The 15,814-nt window shown below is 68.1% G+C and carries 15 protein-coding genes and 1 pseudogene; 2 read left to right on the top strand and 14 right to left on the bottom strand.

From position 1 onward, the window contains the following. Positions 1-149: 149 nt before the first annotated feature. The 14 genes from ACTXG9_RS00415 to ACTXG9_RS00350 form a co-directional block, all read right to left on the bottom strand. Positions 150-1,346 (bottom strand): substrate-binding domain-containing protein, encoded by a 1,197-nt coding sequence (locus ACTXG9_RS00415; protein WP_111103349.1) that lies wholly within the window; start codon positions 1,344-1,346, stop codon positions 150-152. A 409-nt stretch (positions 1,347-1,755) separates the two neighbouring features. Beyond that, entirely contained in the window at positions 1,756-2,955 is a 1,200-nt protein-coding gene (gene gspF / locus ACTXG9_RS00410) for a type II secretion system inner membrane protein GspF (RefSeq protein ID WP_134735426.1), read from the bottom strand. A gap of 7 nt (positions 2,956-2,962) precedes the next feature. Further along, positions 2,963-4,396 carry a type II secretion system ATPase GspE gene (gspE, locus tag ACTXG9_RS00405; protein WP_197575914.1) on the bottom strand — a complete coding sequence of 478 codons (1,434 nt, stop codon included), beginning with the start codon at positions 4,394-4,396 and terminating at the stop codon, positions 2,963-2,965. Beyond that, positions 4,393-6,774 (bottom strand): type II secretion system secretin GspD, encoded by a 2,382-nt coding sequence (gene gspD / locus ACTXG9_RS00400; protein WP_197575913.1) that lies wholly within the window; start codon positions 6,772-6,774, stop codon positions 4,393-4,395. Before gspD ends, gspE begins: the two co-directional genes overlap by 4 nt. Next, positions 6,771-7,298 (bottom strand): type II secretion system protein GspM, encoded by a 528-nt coding sequence (gene gspM / locus ACTXG9_RS00395; protein ID WP_456115459.1) that lies wholly within the window; start codon positions 7,296-7,298, stop codon positions 6,771-6,773. Before gspM ends, gspD begins: the two co-directional genes overlap by 4 nt. Next, positions 7,295-8,458, bottom strand: coding sequence for a type II secretion system protein GspL (gene gspL / locus ACTXG9_RS00390; RefSeq protein ID WP_111103355.1), 1,164 nt, complete (start codon positions 8,456-8,458; stop codon positions 7,295-7,297). Before gspL ends, gspM begins: the two co-directional genes overlap by 4 nt. Continuing rightward, on the bottom strand, positions 8,455-9,360 hold the full coding sequence (gspK, locus tag ACTXG9_RS00385; RefSeq protein ID WP_111103370.1) for a type II secretion system minor pseudopilin GspK: 906 nt from the start codon (positions 9,358-9,360) through the stop codon (positions 8,455-8,457). Before gspK ends, gspL begins: the two co-directional genes overlap by 4 nt. A gap of 9 nt (positions 9,361-9,369) precedes the next feature. Continuing rightward, positions 9,370-9,807, bottom strand: coding sequence for a type II secretion system major pseudopilin GspG (gene gspG / locus ACTXG9_RS00380; RefSeq protein ID WP_180876715.1), 438 nt, complete (start codon positions 9,805-9,807; stop codon positions 9,370-9,372). 57 nt (positions 9,808-9,864) lie between these two features. Then, positions 9,865-10,446, bottom strand: coding sequence for a hypothetical protein (locus ACTXG9_RS00375; RefSeq protein WP_180832547.1), 582 nt, complete (start codon positions 10,444-10,446; stop codon positions 9,865-9,867). 120 nt (positions 10,447-10,566) lie between these two features. Then, positions 10,567-11,118 (bottom strand): hypothetical protein, encoded by a 552-nt coding sequence (locus ACTXG9_RS00370; RefSeq protein WP_111098548.1) that lies wholly within the window; start codon positions 11,116-11,118, stop codon positions 10,567-10,569. A gap of 58 nt (positions 11,119-11,176) precedes the next feature. Then, positions 11,177-12,157, bottom strand: a complete 981-nt coding sequence (locus tag ACTXG9_RS00365; RefSeq protein ID WP_111098549.1) for a FecR family protein — start codon at positions 12,155-12,157, stop codon at positions 11,177-11,179. A gap of 69 nt (positions 12,158-12,226) precedes the next feature. After that, on the bottom strand, positions 12,227-12,757 hold the full coding sequence (locus tag ACTXG9_RS00360; RefSeq protein WP_026347004.1) for an RNA polymerase sigma factor: 531 nt from the start codon (positions 12,755-12,757) through the stop codon (positions 12,227-12,229). A 16-nt stretch (positions 12,758-12,773) separates the two neighbouring features. Next, positions 12,774-13,454: an STN domain-containing protein gene (locus tag ACTXG9_RS00355; protein WP_111098550.1), complete on the bottom strand. Its 681-nt coding sequence runs from the start codon at positions 13,452-13,454 to the stop codon at positions 12,774-12,776. A gap of 678 nt (positions 13,455-14,132) precedes the next feature. Continuing rightward, the gene (locus ACTXG9_RS00350) at positions 14,133-14,597 is read right to left on the bottom strand and encodes an Lrp/AsnC family transcriptional regulator (RefSeq protein WP_005413654.1); all 465 of its coding nucleotides are present in this window, start codon (positions 14,595-14,597) and stop codon (positions 14,133-14,135) included. Positions 14,598-14,724: 127 nt separating this feature from the next. Here ACTXG9_RS00350 and ACTXG9_RS00345 point away from each other — a divergent pair. Then, positions 14,725-15,455, top strand: a pseudogene (locus ACTXG9_RS00345) (AzlC family ABC transporter permease). After that, positions 15,452-15,766, top strand: a complete 315-nt coding sequence (locus tag ACTXG9_RS00340) for an AzlD family protein (RefSeq protein WP_111102601.1) — start codon at positions 15,452-15,454, stop codon at positions 15,764-15,766. Before ACTXG9_RS00345 ends, ACTXG9_RS00340 begins: the two are co-directional and overlap by 4 nt. The last annotated feature ends 48 nt before the right edge of the window (positions 15,767-15,814 follow it).

Below are 15,814 nucleotides of genomic sequence, written 5' to 3'. Positions count from 1 at the left end.
TGCGCCAGGCACGCCCTGCACCTCATAGACGGTGGCGACCGCGTGAAGGCGACAGGCGCATCACTGTCATGCAGCGGACATACGCAGAAGGCGCCGGCATTGCTGCCGGCGCCCTTGTGCATTTCCTGCAACTACAGAAGCAATGGCAGTTACAGCGGACGACCGATGCCCGAGCAGGTGCTCGGATTGTTCACCGCACCGGCATTGCTGGCGGTGGCGAAGCGGGTACGGACCGCATCACGCCAGGTCTTGGTCAGCGGAATGAACTTGTGCGCGCGGATCGCGTCGTCGTTCGGCCCCTTCTCGACGCCGCTGGCATCGACGACACTGCCGTAGTGACGTGCCAGGAAGGCACGCACGTTGGCGCCCACAGTGCCATTCTTGTAGCACTGGCCGAACACGAAGTTGGTGTACCCGGCAATCGGATAGCCCGCGTTCGGGTTGCCGAACACCGGCACCCAGTTCGCCGGGTTCTCGGCGGCGGCACCGGTCGGCGGCGCAGCGGTTTCCAGCGTGGCCTGCACACTCACTTCATCCGGCGAGAAGCCCTTGACCTTGGCGATCTTGGTGGCATCGGTCAGGCTCGGGATCACGTCCGGACCGACATAGCCGACGCGGCCGTCAACGGCATAGACGGCGTTGTACAGCGCGGTACCACCAGTGGCCGGGGCAGCGATGAAGTTCGACGGCACGCTGGTGAACAGGTTGGCGAAGGTCGACTGCACCGAGAATGCCGGCACGCCGTTGGTCAGCTTCAGGTTGGTACCCGACACGTCAGCCGGCTGGCAGGCGCTGGTCAGGAAGCGGGTCAGCAGTTCGCTGGTGCCGCTGCTTTCGCCGCGGTAGACGACCTGGATGGCGCCGGTACGGCCCAGGCCCGCCAGCTGGCTCCAGTTGTTGATCTTGCCGGAGAAGATGCCGCAGATCTGGGTGACCGACAGGTCAACCGCCGAACCAGCCTTGTTGAACGGAATGGTGACCGAGGTGGCGACCGACGGGATCTGCACCAGAGCACCATAGCGGTTGGCGTCGCCGGACACGTTGTAGGTGCTGTTGTAGGTGCTCAGCTCGGTGCTGTTCAGCACCGAATCGCTACCGGCGAAGTGCACGGTACCGGTGGTGGAGAACAGCGCCGAATTGTTTTCCAGGAAGGCCTTCTTGCCGGTGCCCGAACCGGTCACGGCATAGCTGAAGTTGGCCGGCAGGATGCTGTCGGCCTGGCCCTTGTACAGGTCGGCCGGCAGCGAAGCGCCGCCGCCGGTGACGGCGGTCTGGGCCGAAGCGGCACCAGCAGCGGCCAGCAGCGCGGTAGCAACCAGCGCGGCCAGGGTCTTGTACTTGTTCATGATCTTCTCCTGAAGGGTTTACTGCGAAGGGAAACGCCAAGGGAGGAACGGTCACTACACGCCTGCTGCCGCCGAGGGCCTCCCAGCCCACTCTGCGGCGACGTGTCCATGCTGGTCCGCACCGATGACAGGCCGCTTAAGAAACCTGTGGAAGATCGAAAAAAGGTGTGGAGGATTGTGTGGAGAATCGGCCCATGCCACATTCCAACGACGCCGTCCGATCGACTGGATGGGATCGATTCGATGGAATCGACTGGATCGAATCGATTTGATGGGATCGGCTGGATCGAATCGACTGGGTAGAGTCGACTGTTAGTCGACTGCTCTTCACACGCAGCAGCAGTACGAAGCACGCGCGCTGCGCACTAGTCGACTAACAGTCGACTCTACCTGTGATGCGCTTTGCGCATCACTGCACCAGCTGGTTCATTTCCATGATCGGCATCAGCACCGCCAGCACGATCGTCAGCACCACGCCGCCCATCACCAGGATCATGGTCGGTTCCAGCAAGGCGGTCAGCGCCATCGCGCGACGCTCGATCTCGCGTGAGATGGTCTGCGCGGCGCGATCCAGCAGCGGCGCCAGCGAACCGGTCTTCTCGCCACTGGCCACCAGATGCACCAGGATCGGCGGATATACCTTCTGTACCTTCAACGCAGCACCCAGCGCAGCGCCTTCGCGTACGCGCGCGGACACGTCATCGGCACAACGCGCCAGCAACGCATTGCCCAGTGTCTGCCGGGCAGCTTCCAACGCGCGCAGCAGCGGCACGCCGGCATCCAGCAGGATCGCCAGTGTCGAGGCGAAGCGCGCACTGTTCACGCCCAGCACGAAACGCCCGACCATCGGCAGCCGCAGCAGCATCGCGTCCCAGCGCAGGCGCAGCTCGGGCCGGCGCAGCGCCAGTCGCCATGCCACCACCAGCGCAGCGATGCCCAGCCCCGCCCACACGCCCCAACTGCGCACGAAAGCACTGGCCGCCAGCATCACCTGGGTCAGCATCGGCAGCGTCTGCCGCGCCTGCACGAACGCGGTCACCACCTGCGGCACCACGTAGCTGAGCAGGAAGATCACGATCGCCACCGACACCAGGCTGATCGCCGCCGGGTAGATGAAGGCGGTCAGCACCTTGGCCTGCAGCGCGTTGCGCTCTTCGATGTAGTCGGCCAGGCGCTCCATCACTCGCGCCAGGTCGCCGGAGTCTTCACCCGCCCCCACCAGGGCCCGATAGATCGGCGGGAAATCGCGAGGCCGCGCGGCGAGTGCCACGGTCAGGCGCTGGCCAGCACGTACATCCGCACGCACGGCAGTAAGCGCCTGCGCCACGTGCGGGCGCTCGGCCTGCTCGATCACCGCACTCAATGCAGCTTCCAACGGCAGGCTGGCGGCCAGCAGGCTGGCCAGCTGGCGCGTGGCCCAGGCCAGCTCACTGGCTGACAACCGGCGAGCACCCCAGCCACTGCCGGCACTGCGCGCCGCACTGACCTGCACAGGCGTCAGCCCACGCCCGCGCAGCAGCTGACGCGCACCGCGCGGGCTGTCGGCGTCCAGCTGGCCTTTCTCGATGCGGCCCTGCGCGTTGGCGGCCTGATAATCGAACAGTGCCATCGTCGTCTCAGTCGTCGCCGGTGACGCGCAGGATTTCTTCCAGCGTGGTCACCCCGCTGTCGACCCAGCGATGGCCGTCCTGCCGCAACGTGCGCATGCCGGCGCGCCGCGCGGCCTCGCGCAGCGCGGGCTCGCCCTGCCCTTCATGGATCAATGCGCGCACGCGGTCATCGACCACGAACAGTTCGTGGATGCCGGTACGCCCCCGATAGCCGCTGTTGGCGCAGGCCGCACAGCCCACCGCGCGCCACACGGTTCGGCCTTCGCCATCCACCTCGGCACGCCGGCACTGCGTGCACAGCCGGCGCACCAGCCGCTGCGCCAGTACGCCGCGCAGCGACGAAGCCAGCAGAAAGGGCTCCACACCCATGTCGGCCAGGCGGGTCACCGCCGAGACCGCATCGTTGGTGTGCAGCGAAGCCAGCACACCGTGCCCGGTCAGCGACGACTGCACCGCGATCTGTGCGGTCTCCAGGTCACGGATCTCGCCGATCATGATCGTGTCCGGATCCTGGCGCAGGATCGCGCGCAGCGCGGTGCCGAAGCTCATGCCGATGCGCGCATTGACCTGGATCTGGCCGATGCCGGCGAAGTCGTACTCCACCGGGTCTTCCACGGTGAGGATGTTGCTGGTGCTGCTGTCGAGCTGGCCCAGCGCGGCGTACAGCGACGTGGTCTTGCCGCTGCCGGTCGGCCCGGTCACCAGCACGATCCCGTGCGGCTGCCGGATCAGCCCGGTGAATGTGGCCAAGGTGTCATCGGCCATGCCCAGGCGCTGCAGCTGCAGGCGGCCGGCATCCTTTTCCAGCAATCGCAGCACGGCGCGCTCGCCATGCCCGGTCGGTACAGTGGAAACACGGATGTCCAGCGGCCGCCCGCCCACGCGGATCGCAATGCGCCCATCCTGTGGCAACCGCTTCTCGGCGATGTCCAGGTGGGCCATGATCTTGATGCGCGACACCAGCGCTGCGTGCAGTGCGCGCTGTGGCTGCACCATGTCGCGCAGCGTGCCGTCCACCCGGTAGCGCACCACCGAATGGGTCTCGAACGGCTCGATATGCAGATCGCTGGCACCGTCGCGTGCAGCCTGTGCCAGCAATGCATTGATCATGCGGATCACCGGCGCATCGTCCTGCGCATCCAGCAGGTCGGTGACCTCCGGCATGTCCTGCATCAACCGGTCCAGATCGACTTCACTCTCGGCGGCCCCCACCACGGCAGCGGCATCGCCGCCGTCACGGTACTGCTCGCCCAAGCGCTGCTGCCAGGCTGCCGCATCCAGCATCTGGAACGGAAGCGGGCCATGCCGCCGGCGCAGCTCGGCCACGGCCCACGCTGCGGTGTCGGCGGTGCCCAGCAACACGGGCTCGCCGCCAACTTCGGACAGCATCACGCCATGGCTGCGCACCCAGGCGTACGCCAGCGGCGCGGAAGCGCTCACGGCCCGATCACCAGTTCCGGCGTGTAGCCCAGCCCGCGCAGCTGCTGCAGCGCAGGGTCCAGCGTCGCCGGATCGCGCGGCAATCGCACGCGCAGGCGTTGCCCGCTCTCGCCGGGCGTCGCTTCAGCATAGGCCTGCAGGCCCAGTGCCCGCACCTGCGCCACGCCCTGGCTGGCACGCGCCGGGTCCAGCCCCTGCGCGAACTGCACCAGCTGCGCATCGCCGTCACCGGACGGATACAACGCGGCCAGGCTGGTGTTCTGCAACGGCTGGCCCCGGCCATCGCGCGCATTGCCCTGGCCGAGTACAGACAGGTCCTGCGGTGGCAGCTGCGGTGCCGACAGCGCCGGCAAGGCCCAGCTCTGTACTGGCTGCGCGCCCGCCTGCGCGTTGCGCATGTAGTCGTAGCGGTCGCGGGTCAGGCGCTGGCCGGCGGCCGGGTCACGCACCACGTGCGGGCGCAGGAACACCATCAGGTTGGTCTTGGCGCGCTTGCGCGTGTCGCTGCGGAACAAGGCGCCCAGCACCGGGATCTTTCCCAGCCCCGGCACCGCATCACGGCCATGGCTGACGCTGTCTTCCAGCAGGCCACCCAGCACCATGATCTGGCCATCGTCCAGCAGCACGCTGGTATCCAGTGCGCGCTTGTTGGTGATGATGCCGGCCGTGCTGTTCGCGCTCTGCGCGTCGATGCTGCTGACTTCCTGGTAGATGTCCAGCTTCACCGTGCCGCCTTCGGAAATCTGCGGGCGCACGCGCAGCTTCAGGCCCACGTCCTCGCGCACGATGGTCTGGAACGGGTTGTTGCTGCCGCCGCCACCGTCGGTCACGTAGCGCCCGCTGACAAACGGCACGGTCTGGCCGACCATGATGCTGGCCGCTTCGTTGTCCAGCGTCATCAGGTTCGGCGTGGACAGGATGTTGGCGCCGCCCTTGCTCTGCAGTGCGTTGGCCAGCGCTTTCATGTTGAGGATCTGGCCGACACCTGGAAGGTTGATGGTGCCGTCGATCACGCCGATCTTCAGGCCATCCCGGGGAAGCACGTCCAGCGTGGTGCGGGCACCGGTATTGAGTCCACTGCCGCCGGTGGCGCCACCGAAGTGGGTGCCACCAAAGGTGCGTCCATTGCCCAGCATCCACTGCACGCCCAGCTCGGCCGCATCGGTCTGGTTGACCTCCACGATCAGGCTCTCGACCAGCACCTGTGCACGGCGCTGGTCGAGCTGGTCGATCACCCGTCGCAGGTTGCGGTACACCGGCTCCGGCGCCGAGATCAGCAGCGTGTTGGTGGCCACGTCCGCCTGCACCGAGATGCCGTTCTCGCTGAAGCCGGTGCTTCCCGCATCGATCGGGTCACGCCGGCTCGGGTCCAGCCGCTGCGATTCCAGCGCATTGCTTCCGGTCTTGGCCTGCTGCGGTTGCGACGGCTGCGCCGGTGCGGAACGGCTTGCATCGCCAGGCAGTGGCGTGATGCCTTCATTGCTGCCCACTGCCGGCGCATCGCTCTGCCCCGCAACCACGCCCCGCAGCACGCCGGCGAGCTGATTGGCCTGGGCATTGCGCAGGTAGACCACATGCAGGTTGCCGGACTCGTCCTGGGCGCGGTCCAGCTTCTCCACCAGCTGCCGCGCCAGACGGGTGCGGCCGGGGCTGCTGGAACGCAGCAGCACGCTGTTGCTGCGCGGGTCGGCCATCACCACCACCTTCTGGCTGGGCTCGGCGCCCTGCGCATCCAGCAGCGGCGCGACCATCGCCGCGACGTCCACAGCGATGCCCTGCTGCAGCTTCACTACATCGGTGTCCATGCCGGCCGGAGTATCGACGCTGGCGATAACCCGTGCGATGCGCTCCAGGTTGTCGGCATAGTCGGTGATCACCAGGGTGTTGTTGCCGGGGTTGGCAGTGATCGGATTGTCCGGACTGATCATCGGCCGCAGCACTGCCACCAGCGCGGCAGCATTCTCGTAGCGCAGAGGGAAGGTGCGCGTGGCGATCTCGCCCCCTGCACCACCGGCGCCCACCCGGCCGCCAAGCAGCTTGGCGTCGGCCTGCGGCACCACCCGGCTGACGCCGCCGTTCTCGACCACCGCAAAGCCGCGCATGCGCAACGCCCCGAGCAGCAGCTGATAGGCCTGGGTACGGCTGACCGGGCCATCGGAAACCACTGTCATCTTGCCGGTCACCCGTGGATCGACCAGGAACTGGCGCCCGGTGAAGCGCGCTGCCATGCGCAGTACGCCACCGATATCGGTATCCACCAGGTTCAGCTGCACCGGCTCATCGCCTGTGTCCTGCGCCGCCACCGGCGCCGGCATGTGGGCCACGCCCACGATCAGGGCCAATGCGGCACTGCAGGCAAGGCTGCGCATCGCCCTCATGGATGGGCACCCGCAGGGGCCACCATCACGATGTGTCCTGAAATCCGTGCCGCCGGCATGTTCGCATCCCCTGTGCGTGTCAATTGCAGCTGCTGCAGCTCGATGGCAGGGTCGGCCAGCAGCGGCAGCATCCAGTTCCATAGCGCATCGGCAGGTACGGCCCGTACCTGCAGGTGCCAGCGCCCGTCGCGCGCTTCGATATGCAGGCCGCCAGCCAGACCGGCAGCCTTGATCTGGTCACGCAGTCCGGCCAGGGTCGGATGCTGGCCCTGCGCCAGCTGCTGGCGCTCACGGGCGTGCAGCAGCGGTGCCAGTGCGCGCTGCTGCGCCTGCAGCCGTGGGAGTTCGGCCTGCCAGTGCGTGCGCTGCTTCAGCAAGGGCTCCAGCCATAACGACCACAGGCCCGCCACCAGCAGCGCCACCGCCATCACCCACAGCATCAGCCGGTCGCGCGGTGGCAGGCGTTGCCAGCGCTGCTGCACGCCCGCCAGCCCCTCGCTCAGCCGCAAGGTTCGCGTCGTCACTGTCCCGCTCCGCTCACCCGCAGGCGTCCACCGGCATCGCGCACCAGCTGCAGCCCCTGCGCCTGCACCGCTTGCTGCCAGCGCTCAAGCCGCTGTGGATCGTCGGCCAATGCCCGAGCATCAGCGTCCAGCTCCAGGTACACCTGCCCGGGTTGGTAGTGCAGGCTGTGCACCTGCCCCGCCAGCTCCGGAACCGCGTGCAGCGTGCTGGCGACCTGACGCTGCAGCGCCGGCAACGGCGGCGCTGGCGGCGGAACCGCAAGCGCTCGCCTTGCCTGCAACACCGGGTCCACCACATCGGTGATCTCCGGGAAGCGTGCGCTGAACTGCCGTGCCATGTCCTGCTGCAGCGCCTCACCCTCGATCCGCCAACGCGAGACCTGCCACTGCAGCCCAAGTGCGGCCAACAGCACCGCCGCCAGTGCCAGGCCGATCGCCAGTCGCGGCGCTTGACGGCCTGCGCCGGGCAGCGGCAATGACCAACCCGGCAAGGGGCCACAGGCCTGCAGTTCATGCGCGACGGCGGTGGCCGGCAGGCTGCCCGGCCACGCCGGCGGTACGCTGTCGATCCATTGCACGGCCTGCACGCCGGCCTGTTGCAGGCGGGTGGCCAACGCCTGCATCACCGCAGACGCATCACGTCCGCCATACCATTGGACAAGTCCCCGATCGCGCCCGCTGCGCACCAGCAGATGCTCGCCGCTGACCTGCAGCGTGGCGTGGCGGTCCTGCCAAGGCAGCAGCAGTGGCGTCGGATGCAACGCCTGCAGCTGCAGCGCGCACGAGGCCAGCAGCTGCTGCGCCTGCGTAATGGCCTGTTGGCCGAGCCAGGCCACCGGAACCGTACCGTCTGCCGCCTGCGCACCGTGGGCCAGCGCCACCTCCTGCAGATCATCCAGCAGCATGGCCTCCACCTCGCCCTGCAACGCCGCGTGCAGGCGGCGCCCGGACAGCGGCGGCAGCTGCAGTTCCAGCAGGATCAGGTCGTTCGGATCAAGGCAGGCGTGCACCGTGGCCCGCGGATGCCGCAGGCCCAGCGCCGCCAGCGTGTCGCGGCCGTGGGCGAGCACCTCGCCCATGTGCAGCTGCGCCCAGTCCACCTCGCTGTCAGCGCGCAGGTGCGCCAGCGCCGGCAGGCGCACCCGAAGCTGCACGGTCATGCGCCGATCCTCGTCCACACCCGTTGTACACGCACCCCGTCGTCGCGGTACTCGCGCCAGAGCAGCGCGCGGAAATCAACCGCGCTGCCGTCGGCCTGCACCCGGCCGACGGCCAGGAACCACTCGCTATGGATACCCAGCGGAAGCACGGCCATCTGTTCGTTGCTCAGTTGGAGTCGGTTGGCGATGTCACCGCGGTTGAGCAGCCAGTGGCCGGCGTCGCGCTCAGCGAGCAGCGCCTGCAGCCTTGCCGGTTCCACCGCAGGCGTCACTGCCTGCAGGACGCTCAGGTCGCAGGTATTGGCGTTGACCAGGGTCTGCGCGGGCAACACCACTGTGCGCCGCGCCAGCGCCTGCAACGCCACCGGGTCGGCGCCGGCCAGCGCCTGTTCGATCAGTGATTCGCGCGGCAGCGGCGCCTGCGCCGGCATATCACCGTCGCGCAGGCGCGCCTGGATGCGGTCCACCGCGGATGCGCAGGTGCCCTGGCCCAGCCCCTGCCCGGCACACAACGCGACGAACGCGCCCCGCGCCTCGGGGTCCGGCCTGCCATGGGCCAGCAGGTTGCGCAGGTTGAACATCGACTGGGCATCGACCAGCTGCACCTGCACCGGCAACGGTGCCTGCAGCTGCAAAGGACGCGCCCAGCGCCCGCCGCGCACCGTGGTCAGCTGTTCCTTGACATCCTCACGCAGCTGCTGCGCCGCACGCTCCAGCGTGGCGTCCACCGCCATGCGCACCTGCGCGCGCAACTGGTCGCCGCGCAGCGCACGCAGCTGCGCCGACTGCCGGGTCAGCAGCGCAGTGGCAATCACAGCCACCAATGCCACCACCAGCAAGGCGACGATCACCGCCACGCCACGCTGGCGGATGCACGAGACCGAACGCGTCCGGGCTGCCATCAGCACGCCTCACAGCTGCCAGGAGCCGATGTCTGCATTCCCGACGTCGCCACCGGGCTTGCCGTCCGCACCCAGCGAGAACACATCGATGTCGCCATGAGTGCCTGGAACCTGGTACTGGTACGGATGGCCCCACGGATCATTCGGCAGGCGATCCAGATACGGCGTCACCGGCAACCCACCGCTGCCCTGCGGCGGCTTCACCAGCGCCTGCAGGCCCTGCTCGGCACTGGGATAGCGACCGTTGTCCAGCTTGAACAGCTTCAAGGCCTGCATCAATGCGGCAATGTCCTGGCGCGCTGCCACCACGCGCGCCTGGTCCGGACGGTCCATCAACCGCGGCACGATCAGCGCGGCAAGAATGCCGATGATCACCACCACCACCATGATCTCGATCAGGCTGAAGCCCTGCTGCCGAGCCCTGCAACCACCTGCCTGCCTTGCCATTGTTCCGCCCTCGTCATCCTGGAAGAGACCGCTGCACCATGGTCAGCGGTGCATGTGTCAGTACGATAAACATCCGCCTGCGATTCGCTGCGCGGTTGCCTGTGCGGGCGCACGTGCAGCCGGCACGCGTGCTGCCTCGAGCAGGTGTGGCGGCACGCTGGCCAGTGTCTGGTCGATGCACTCGCGCAACAACGGATGCACGCACGCCTGCAGCAGGCGCACGCACTGCGTCGGCGACCACGCGGTGCCGTGGTCGAGGCCGATGAACATGCGGTAGGCCTGGTGGTAGCGCAGGTCGTCGTACACGCGCTGCGCAGTGTTGAGATCACGCACGATCACCAGCAGGGCCGCACGTTGCAGCAGTCGCGCATCGGCTGCGCCAAGCGGCAGCGCGCTCATGGCCGCGTCGGGCCAGGGCCACAGCCGCAGGTCGAGGGCCTTTCGAAGTGCCGCCAGTGGATGCGCACTGTTGTCCAGTGCCGCCCAGCGCGCCGCATCCGCCCAGGCGTCACTGGACAGCACCCAGACCCACGAGCGCCCATAGCGCTGTACGTTCAGGGGCGTGTGCCGTGCCTGCTCCAGCGACTGGCTCAGGTGGCGATCCAGCTCCAGCATGCTGATCCTGCGACTGTCTTCCATCTGCGCCGCCCGTGCTCCACGACGCGTGGTGCGTCGTACTCTGGAGAAGACGTCAGCAAGGCAGGTGAAGCGACACCGCGAATGCAACTCTGTGCACGGGGTGGCGCTTCACCGGCAACGTCATCGCAGCGTCATCCGCCTGCAGGCTTCGCGCTGCAGCCGCGGTGCGTCACCCCCACAACGGCGGGCCAGTACCGCCACGTCGCTGCGGGCAGCGAATGCGACCAGTGCATCGGTCATGTCCACGTCATCGCACCATGACGCCAGCGCAACGCGCAGTGCGGGCAGCTGCCAGCCCTCCATCACCCCATGGGCGCCCGCCACGAACCAGTGCCAGAGCCGATGATGCAGTACCTGCTCATGCAGCTGCGTGAGATCGTCGATGCCATGCATGCCCGCCAACAGCAGTGCGCGTGCGAGCACCGCAGGCGGCAGCGCCCCGGATTCGACCAAAGGCATCTCCTGCTGCTGCAGCCGCAGCAGCATCGCCAATGGGTGTGACTGCGGATTGAAGTCCAGCAGCACCGCCTGCTGCTGCCACTGCGCGTCAGACACCACGCACACCCAGGGCGAACCATAGCGATGCACCATCAGGGGCCTTCGCTGGGTGGTTTCCAGCAATGCAGACAGATTGCGGCGCAGATCGAGCACACCGATGGTCTCGTTGCGCATCCTTGGATTCTCCTTGCTTGCAACAGCCCGGCGCGGCGCGCACGGCCAGCGCCTTCATCTATCCAAGGACGGCGATGCCACCCGGAAAGCGACGCAGATCCAGCGACATCGTCCGTCGCAGCTGCTCCAGCGCCGCGTCCGGATCATCGATGCGGAAGCGGCCGCTGACCGGGGCGCGCGCCAATGCCGATTCGCCCAGCAGTACCTTGCCGCGGCGGTAACGGTTGATCTCCTCCACCACCTCACGCAGCGGTGCGCGGCGGAACACCAGCATGCCCTCCGTCCAGGCACTCACTTCCGACGCCACGGCCTCGGCCACCACACCACTGAGGCGCTCGTCGTACCGGGTCTGCTGGCCCGCCTGCAGCCGCAGCCGACCCTGCGGATGCTCGATGCGGGCACTGCCCTGCAGGCAGGTCACCCGCACCTGGCCCTGGGTGTTGCGTACGTCCAGGCGCACCGCGCCCTCATCGGCAATCACGCAGCCCGGGCCCGCGAACAACGCCAGGCGCAGACCGGCCTGGGTCTCGATCGCGGCCTGGCCCTGCACCAGCTCGAAGCCTTCGCCCTGCGTGTGCGCGCGGCGGCGCAGGCTGCTCTGCGTATCCAGTTCGATCTTCAGTTGCGGCGAGGGCGCGATCTGCAGTCGCTCACCGGTGCCGGTATGGAAATCGGCTGCCATGGCTGTCACCGAGGGCCACAGGCCCATCGGCGGGCGGATGGCCGCCACCACTACCAGGCTGGCCGGGGCGGCAATCGCGGCGCCCAGGAAGGCGCGTCGGCTCCAGCGCTGGGCCGGCGTCGGCGCGACCGGTTGACGCGCGGCCGCTGGCAGCTGCTCGCCGGCCAGCCGCACCTGCTCCCACTGCCGGCGCGCACGGCCAAACGCTTCGCGATGGCGCGGGTCGGACTCGCACCACGCGCGGAACCGGCGCCCGTCGGCGGCGGTCGCCTCGCCCGAGGTCAGCCGCACCACCCACGCGTGCGCCTGACGCTCGACGGCATCCAGCGGGCGTTGCGGGCGATCGTCAGGATCCATGGGGGCTCATGCCGGACCCGCACGCTGCGGGGTTCTGCTCGGCGTCAAAGTGTAGACGGATGCCGCCGTTCAGAACCGCACCTGGCGCCCCGTTCCACTGCGCTCGGCCAGATAGTCCTGGGCGGCCTTCAGCTCACGCTGCACCAGCCGCAGCGACACACCGAGGTGATCGGCGACATCGCGCTGCTGCAGGCCGTCGACACGGATCGCCAGCAGGATGCGGCGACGGCGCTCGGGCATGCGCTGCAGCAGGCCGACCATGTCTTCCAGCGCGAAGTCCAGTTCAGCCGCCTGCGCCGGGCCGGGTGCAGGGTCGGCCATGTCCATCAGCGTATCCACCTCCTCCAGGCTCAGCAGGCGGTGGTCAGCACGTTGGCGGTCGATCACGGTATTCATTGCCATGCGCAGCAGGTAGGCCGCGGGGTTCTGCACGGCATCCAGGCGGTCACGCCGCGCGCTCAGGCGCATCCACGTGTCCTGCAGCGCGTCGCCGGCCAGCTCCTCCGAGCCCAGCTTGCGCACCAGCCGGCGCTTCAGTTCATCGTAGGCACCCAGAAGGTGGTCCATCAGGTCAACTGCCCCAGCCGTACCGTTGCTCATGTTCGAATCCTTGAAGTCATGGAAGGGGCGCGCGCCCGCCACAGTCGTGGTCGGTGCCGGAAGGTCGGATCTGCAGCGTCACCGGCTGCGGTAGCGCAGCGGCATCGGGCGACAGCACCAAGTGCTGCAGCGCCTGCAGCAGGCGCGCATCGCGGCGCTCGCTGCCACTGCCTGACAGCAGCTCGGGCGCATGCACCTGGCCCTCGCTGTCGACACGGAAACGCAGCGTCGCGGCATAGCGGCCGGGAGCGATCTCCGGGTCGTCACAGAACACCCCACGCAGCCGCTGCTGCAGCCCACCATAGCGACGTCGACGTTCCGCATCGGCGAGCTCCGCGCCGACACCGGGTTCGGCAGCCAAGGGCGCGCCCCGGCGCAGCACCACACGCTGTTTGCCGATCACCTCGGCCTCGACGCCGGAGTCCTGCAGCAGCGCCTGCAGGGCGGGCAGCGGCGGCAGGCTGGCGCGCAGCGCACGGCTGCTGCGGCCTGCGGCAAGATCGCCCGGGTACATCACGGACCACCCACTGATGACGCTGAAGCGCTCGACCGCCTGTTCCAGTGGCTGCGCAGGGATGTCGTAGGCATGAACACCGTCCTGCCCGGCAGCGGCAAAGGACAGCAGCAGCCATGCCGCGATGGCCACCTTCCAAGTTCTGACCGCATGGTGTCCATTCAGCCCCCTGACGTAGAACACATGACCCTCGGCAGCGACAGCAGCTGCAGTGGACGCGCGCCAAGACCGGAACCCCGGCCCGCGCGCGACCCGCAAGCGGGCTCAAACCGTACCGGCGTCACATGTCATTGCGATGACCGCCGCCTACAGCCGACCTGAAGCCAGTCACCCATCAGGAATCAATAAATCGAACAGACCACCTCATCCACGCCTGGGGTCAGAGCCCGTTGCGCAGCAACGGGATCCGACCCCGTGCCGACCCAGACGTGTCGACCAAGGTCGACACCCACCAAGAGCAGCTCATGCCGTTCCGGCAGATCGTGGAAATCTGTCGAAGGCGGGGTGGGTCCGGTTGCGGGGGCGTGAGCCGCATGGGCCCGAGGCATGCCTCGGGCGGGTTGGGCAGGACGCCCAACCCCGGTCTTGCCGTGTGCGCAGGACAGCGCACACGAGCAAGCGGCGACCGAGCTTACATGGGTGAGGGCGCTTTGCTTGCGAAGCACTGCTTCGCAAGCGCCCGAACGCACAGCCGCCAGCGGCTGGGCCGGGCCCCGGAGGGGGACTTGCAGCGTCCCCCGCAACCGGACCCACCCCGCCATCCCTCAGTAGGCCCGCTGTTGCTGTTGCTGTTGAGGTTGCCGGCCAGCGGCCGGCACTACCCGCGGGTGCCGGGTGCAACCCGGCCGCAAACCCCATCCCTCAAAGCGGCAGCTGGGTCGTCTGCTTGATCCGCTGCATCGGAATCTCCGTCTTGGTGTTCTGCACCCCGGCGATCCGGTTCAGGTGCTGCATCTGGAACTGCCGGTAGGCATCAAGGTCCGCCACCGCCACCCGCAGCAGGAAATCGCAGTCACCGGCCATCAGATGGCATTCCAGCACTTCCGGGAACGACTTGATGCTGTTGATGAAGTGATTGGTGGTGTCCTCGTCCTGCCCCCGCAGCCACACCCGCACGAACACCGTGAAGCCACGGCCCACCTTGGCCTCGTTCAACAAGGCCACATAGCGGTCGATGTAGCCGCCCTCCTCCAGCAACCGCACCCGGCGCAGACAGGCCGACGGCGACAGCCCGACCAGGCGAGCCAGCTCCAGGTTCTGCAGGCGACCGTCGCGCTGCAGGGCGTCGAGGATGCGCCGATCGAGGTTGTCGAGCTGGTACTGCATGGGATTTCACCCGTTTCGCTTCTGGCCGCATGAAATATCAATCATCCAGAATCAAGTGGCATCAACGCAACCCGATTTCGTGATTGGACCGCTAGCATGGGCCACCCCCACCTTGTTGTGCCGTTCCATGGACGCCCGTACCACCCTCCCCCCGCCCGCCACCTGCGATACCGCCCCGCGTGCCGAATTCCTGCGCGGCCTGCGCGCCGCCGTGCCGGTGATGATCGGCTTCATTCCGTTTGCCCTGGTGCTCGGTGCGCAGGCGGCCCAGAAGGGCCTGAGCGCACTGGAAGTACCGCTGATGACCGGTCTCAACTTCGCTGGTGGCTCGGAGTTCGCCGCCGTCGAACTGTGGACCTCGCCACCGCACATCGCGCTGATCGTGGCCATCACCGCCCTGGTCAACAGCCGCCACCTGCTGATGGGCGCCAGCCTGGCCCCGCTGCTCCAGCACCTGCCGCGCCGACGCGTGCTGCCGGCCCTGTTCTTCATGTGCGACGAAAGCTGGGCGATGGGCGTGGCCGATGCGCGCCGGCGCGCGCTTGGCTTCAGCCTGGCCTGTACCTGGGCGTGTCGGCAGGCCTGTACACGGTCTGGGTGGCCTGCACCGCACTCGGCGCGATCATCGGGCCGCTGTTGGGCGACATCCACGCCTATGGTTTCGACATGGCCTTCCCCGCCGTGTTCCTGGTGCTGCTGCGCGGCATGTGGCAGGGCATGAAGGCGGCGCGGCCGTGGCTGGTCAGCCTGGTCGTGGCCGCCGCCACTTATCTGCTGGTCCCGGGCGCGTGGTACGTGGCCAGCGGCGCACTGGCCGGCCTGGCCGCAGCCTGGCTGCTGGCGGAGGACGCAGCATGATCTTCAATGGCCTGATCCACTGGACCTCGGTACTGACCATCGTGCTGATGGCCGCCGCCACCTACCTGACCCGCATCGTCGGCTTCCTGGCGTTGCGCAACCGCACCCTGAGCAAACGTGCGGTGACGGTGATGGAAGCCGCGCCGGGCTGCGTGCTGATCTCGGTGATCGCCCCGGACTTCGTTGCCGACAAACCCGCCGACCTGGCCGCGCTGGCCATTACCCTGCTGGCCGCCACGCGGCTGTCGATGCTCCCGACCGTGCTGATCGGCGTGGTCTCGGCGGGTGTGTTGCGCTATCTGGTGGGGTAGCTACCGGTACGCCGGGCAACGCCCGGCGCACCGTAGTGGCGCAGCAGT

The sequence above is a fragment of the Stenotrophomonas maltophilia group sp. LNF247 genome (assembly GCF_054083135.1).
Note: the sequence above shows the minus strand (reverse complement) of the source record. Positions and strands in the feature narration are given on the sequence as shown.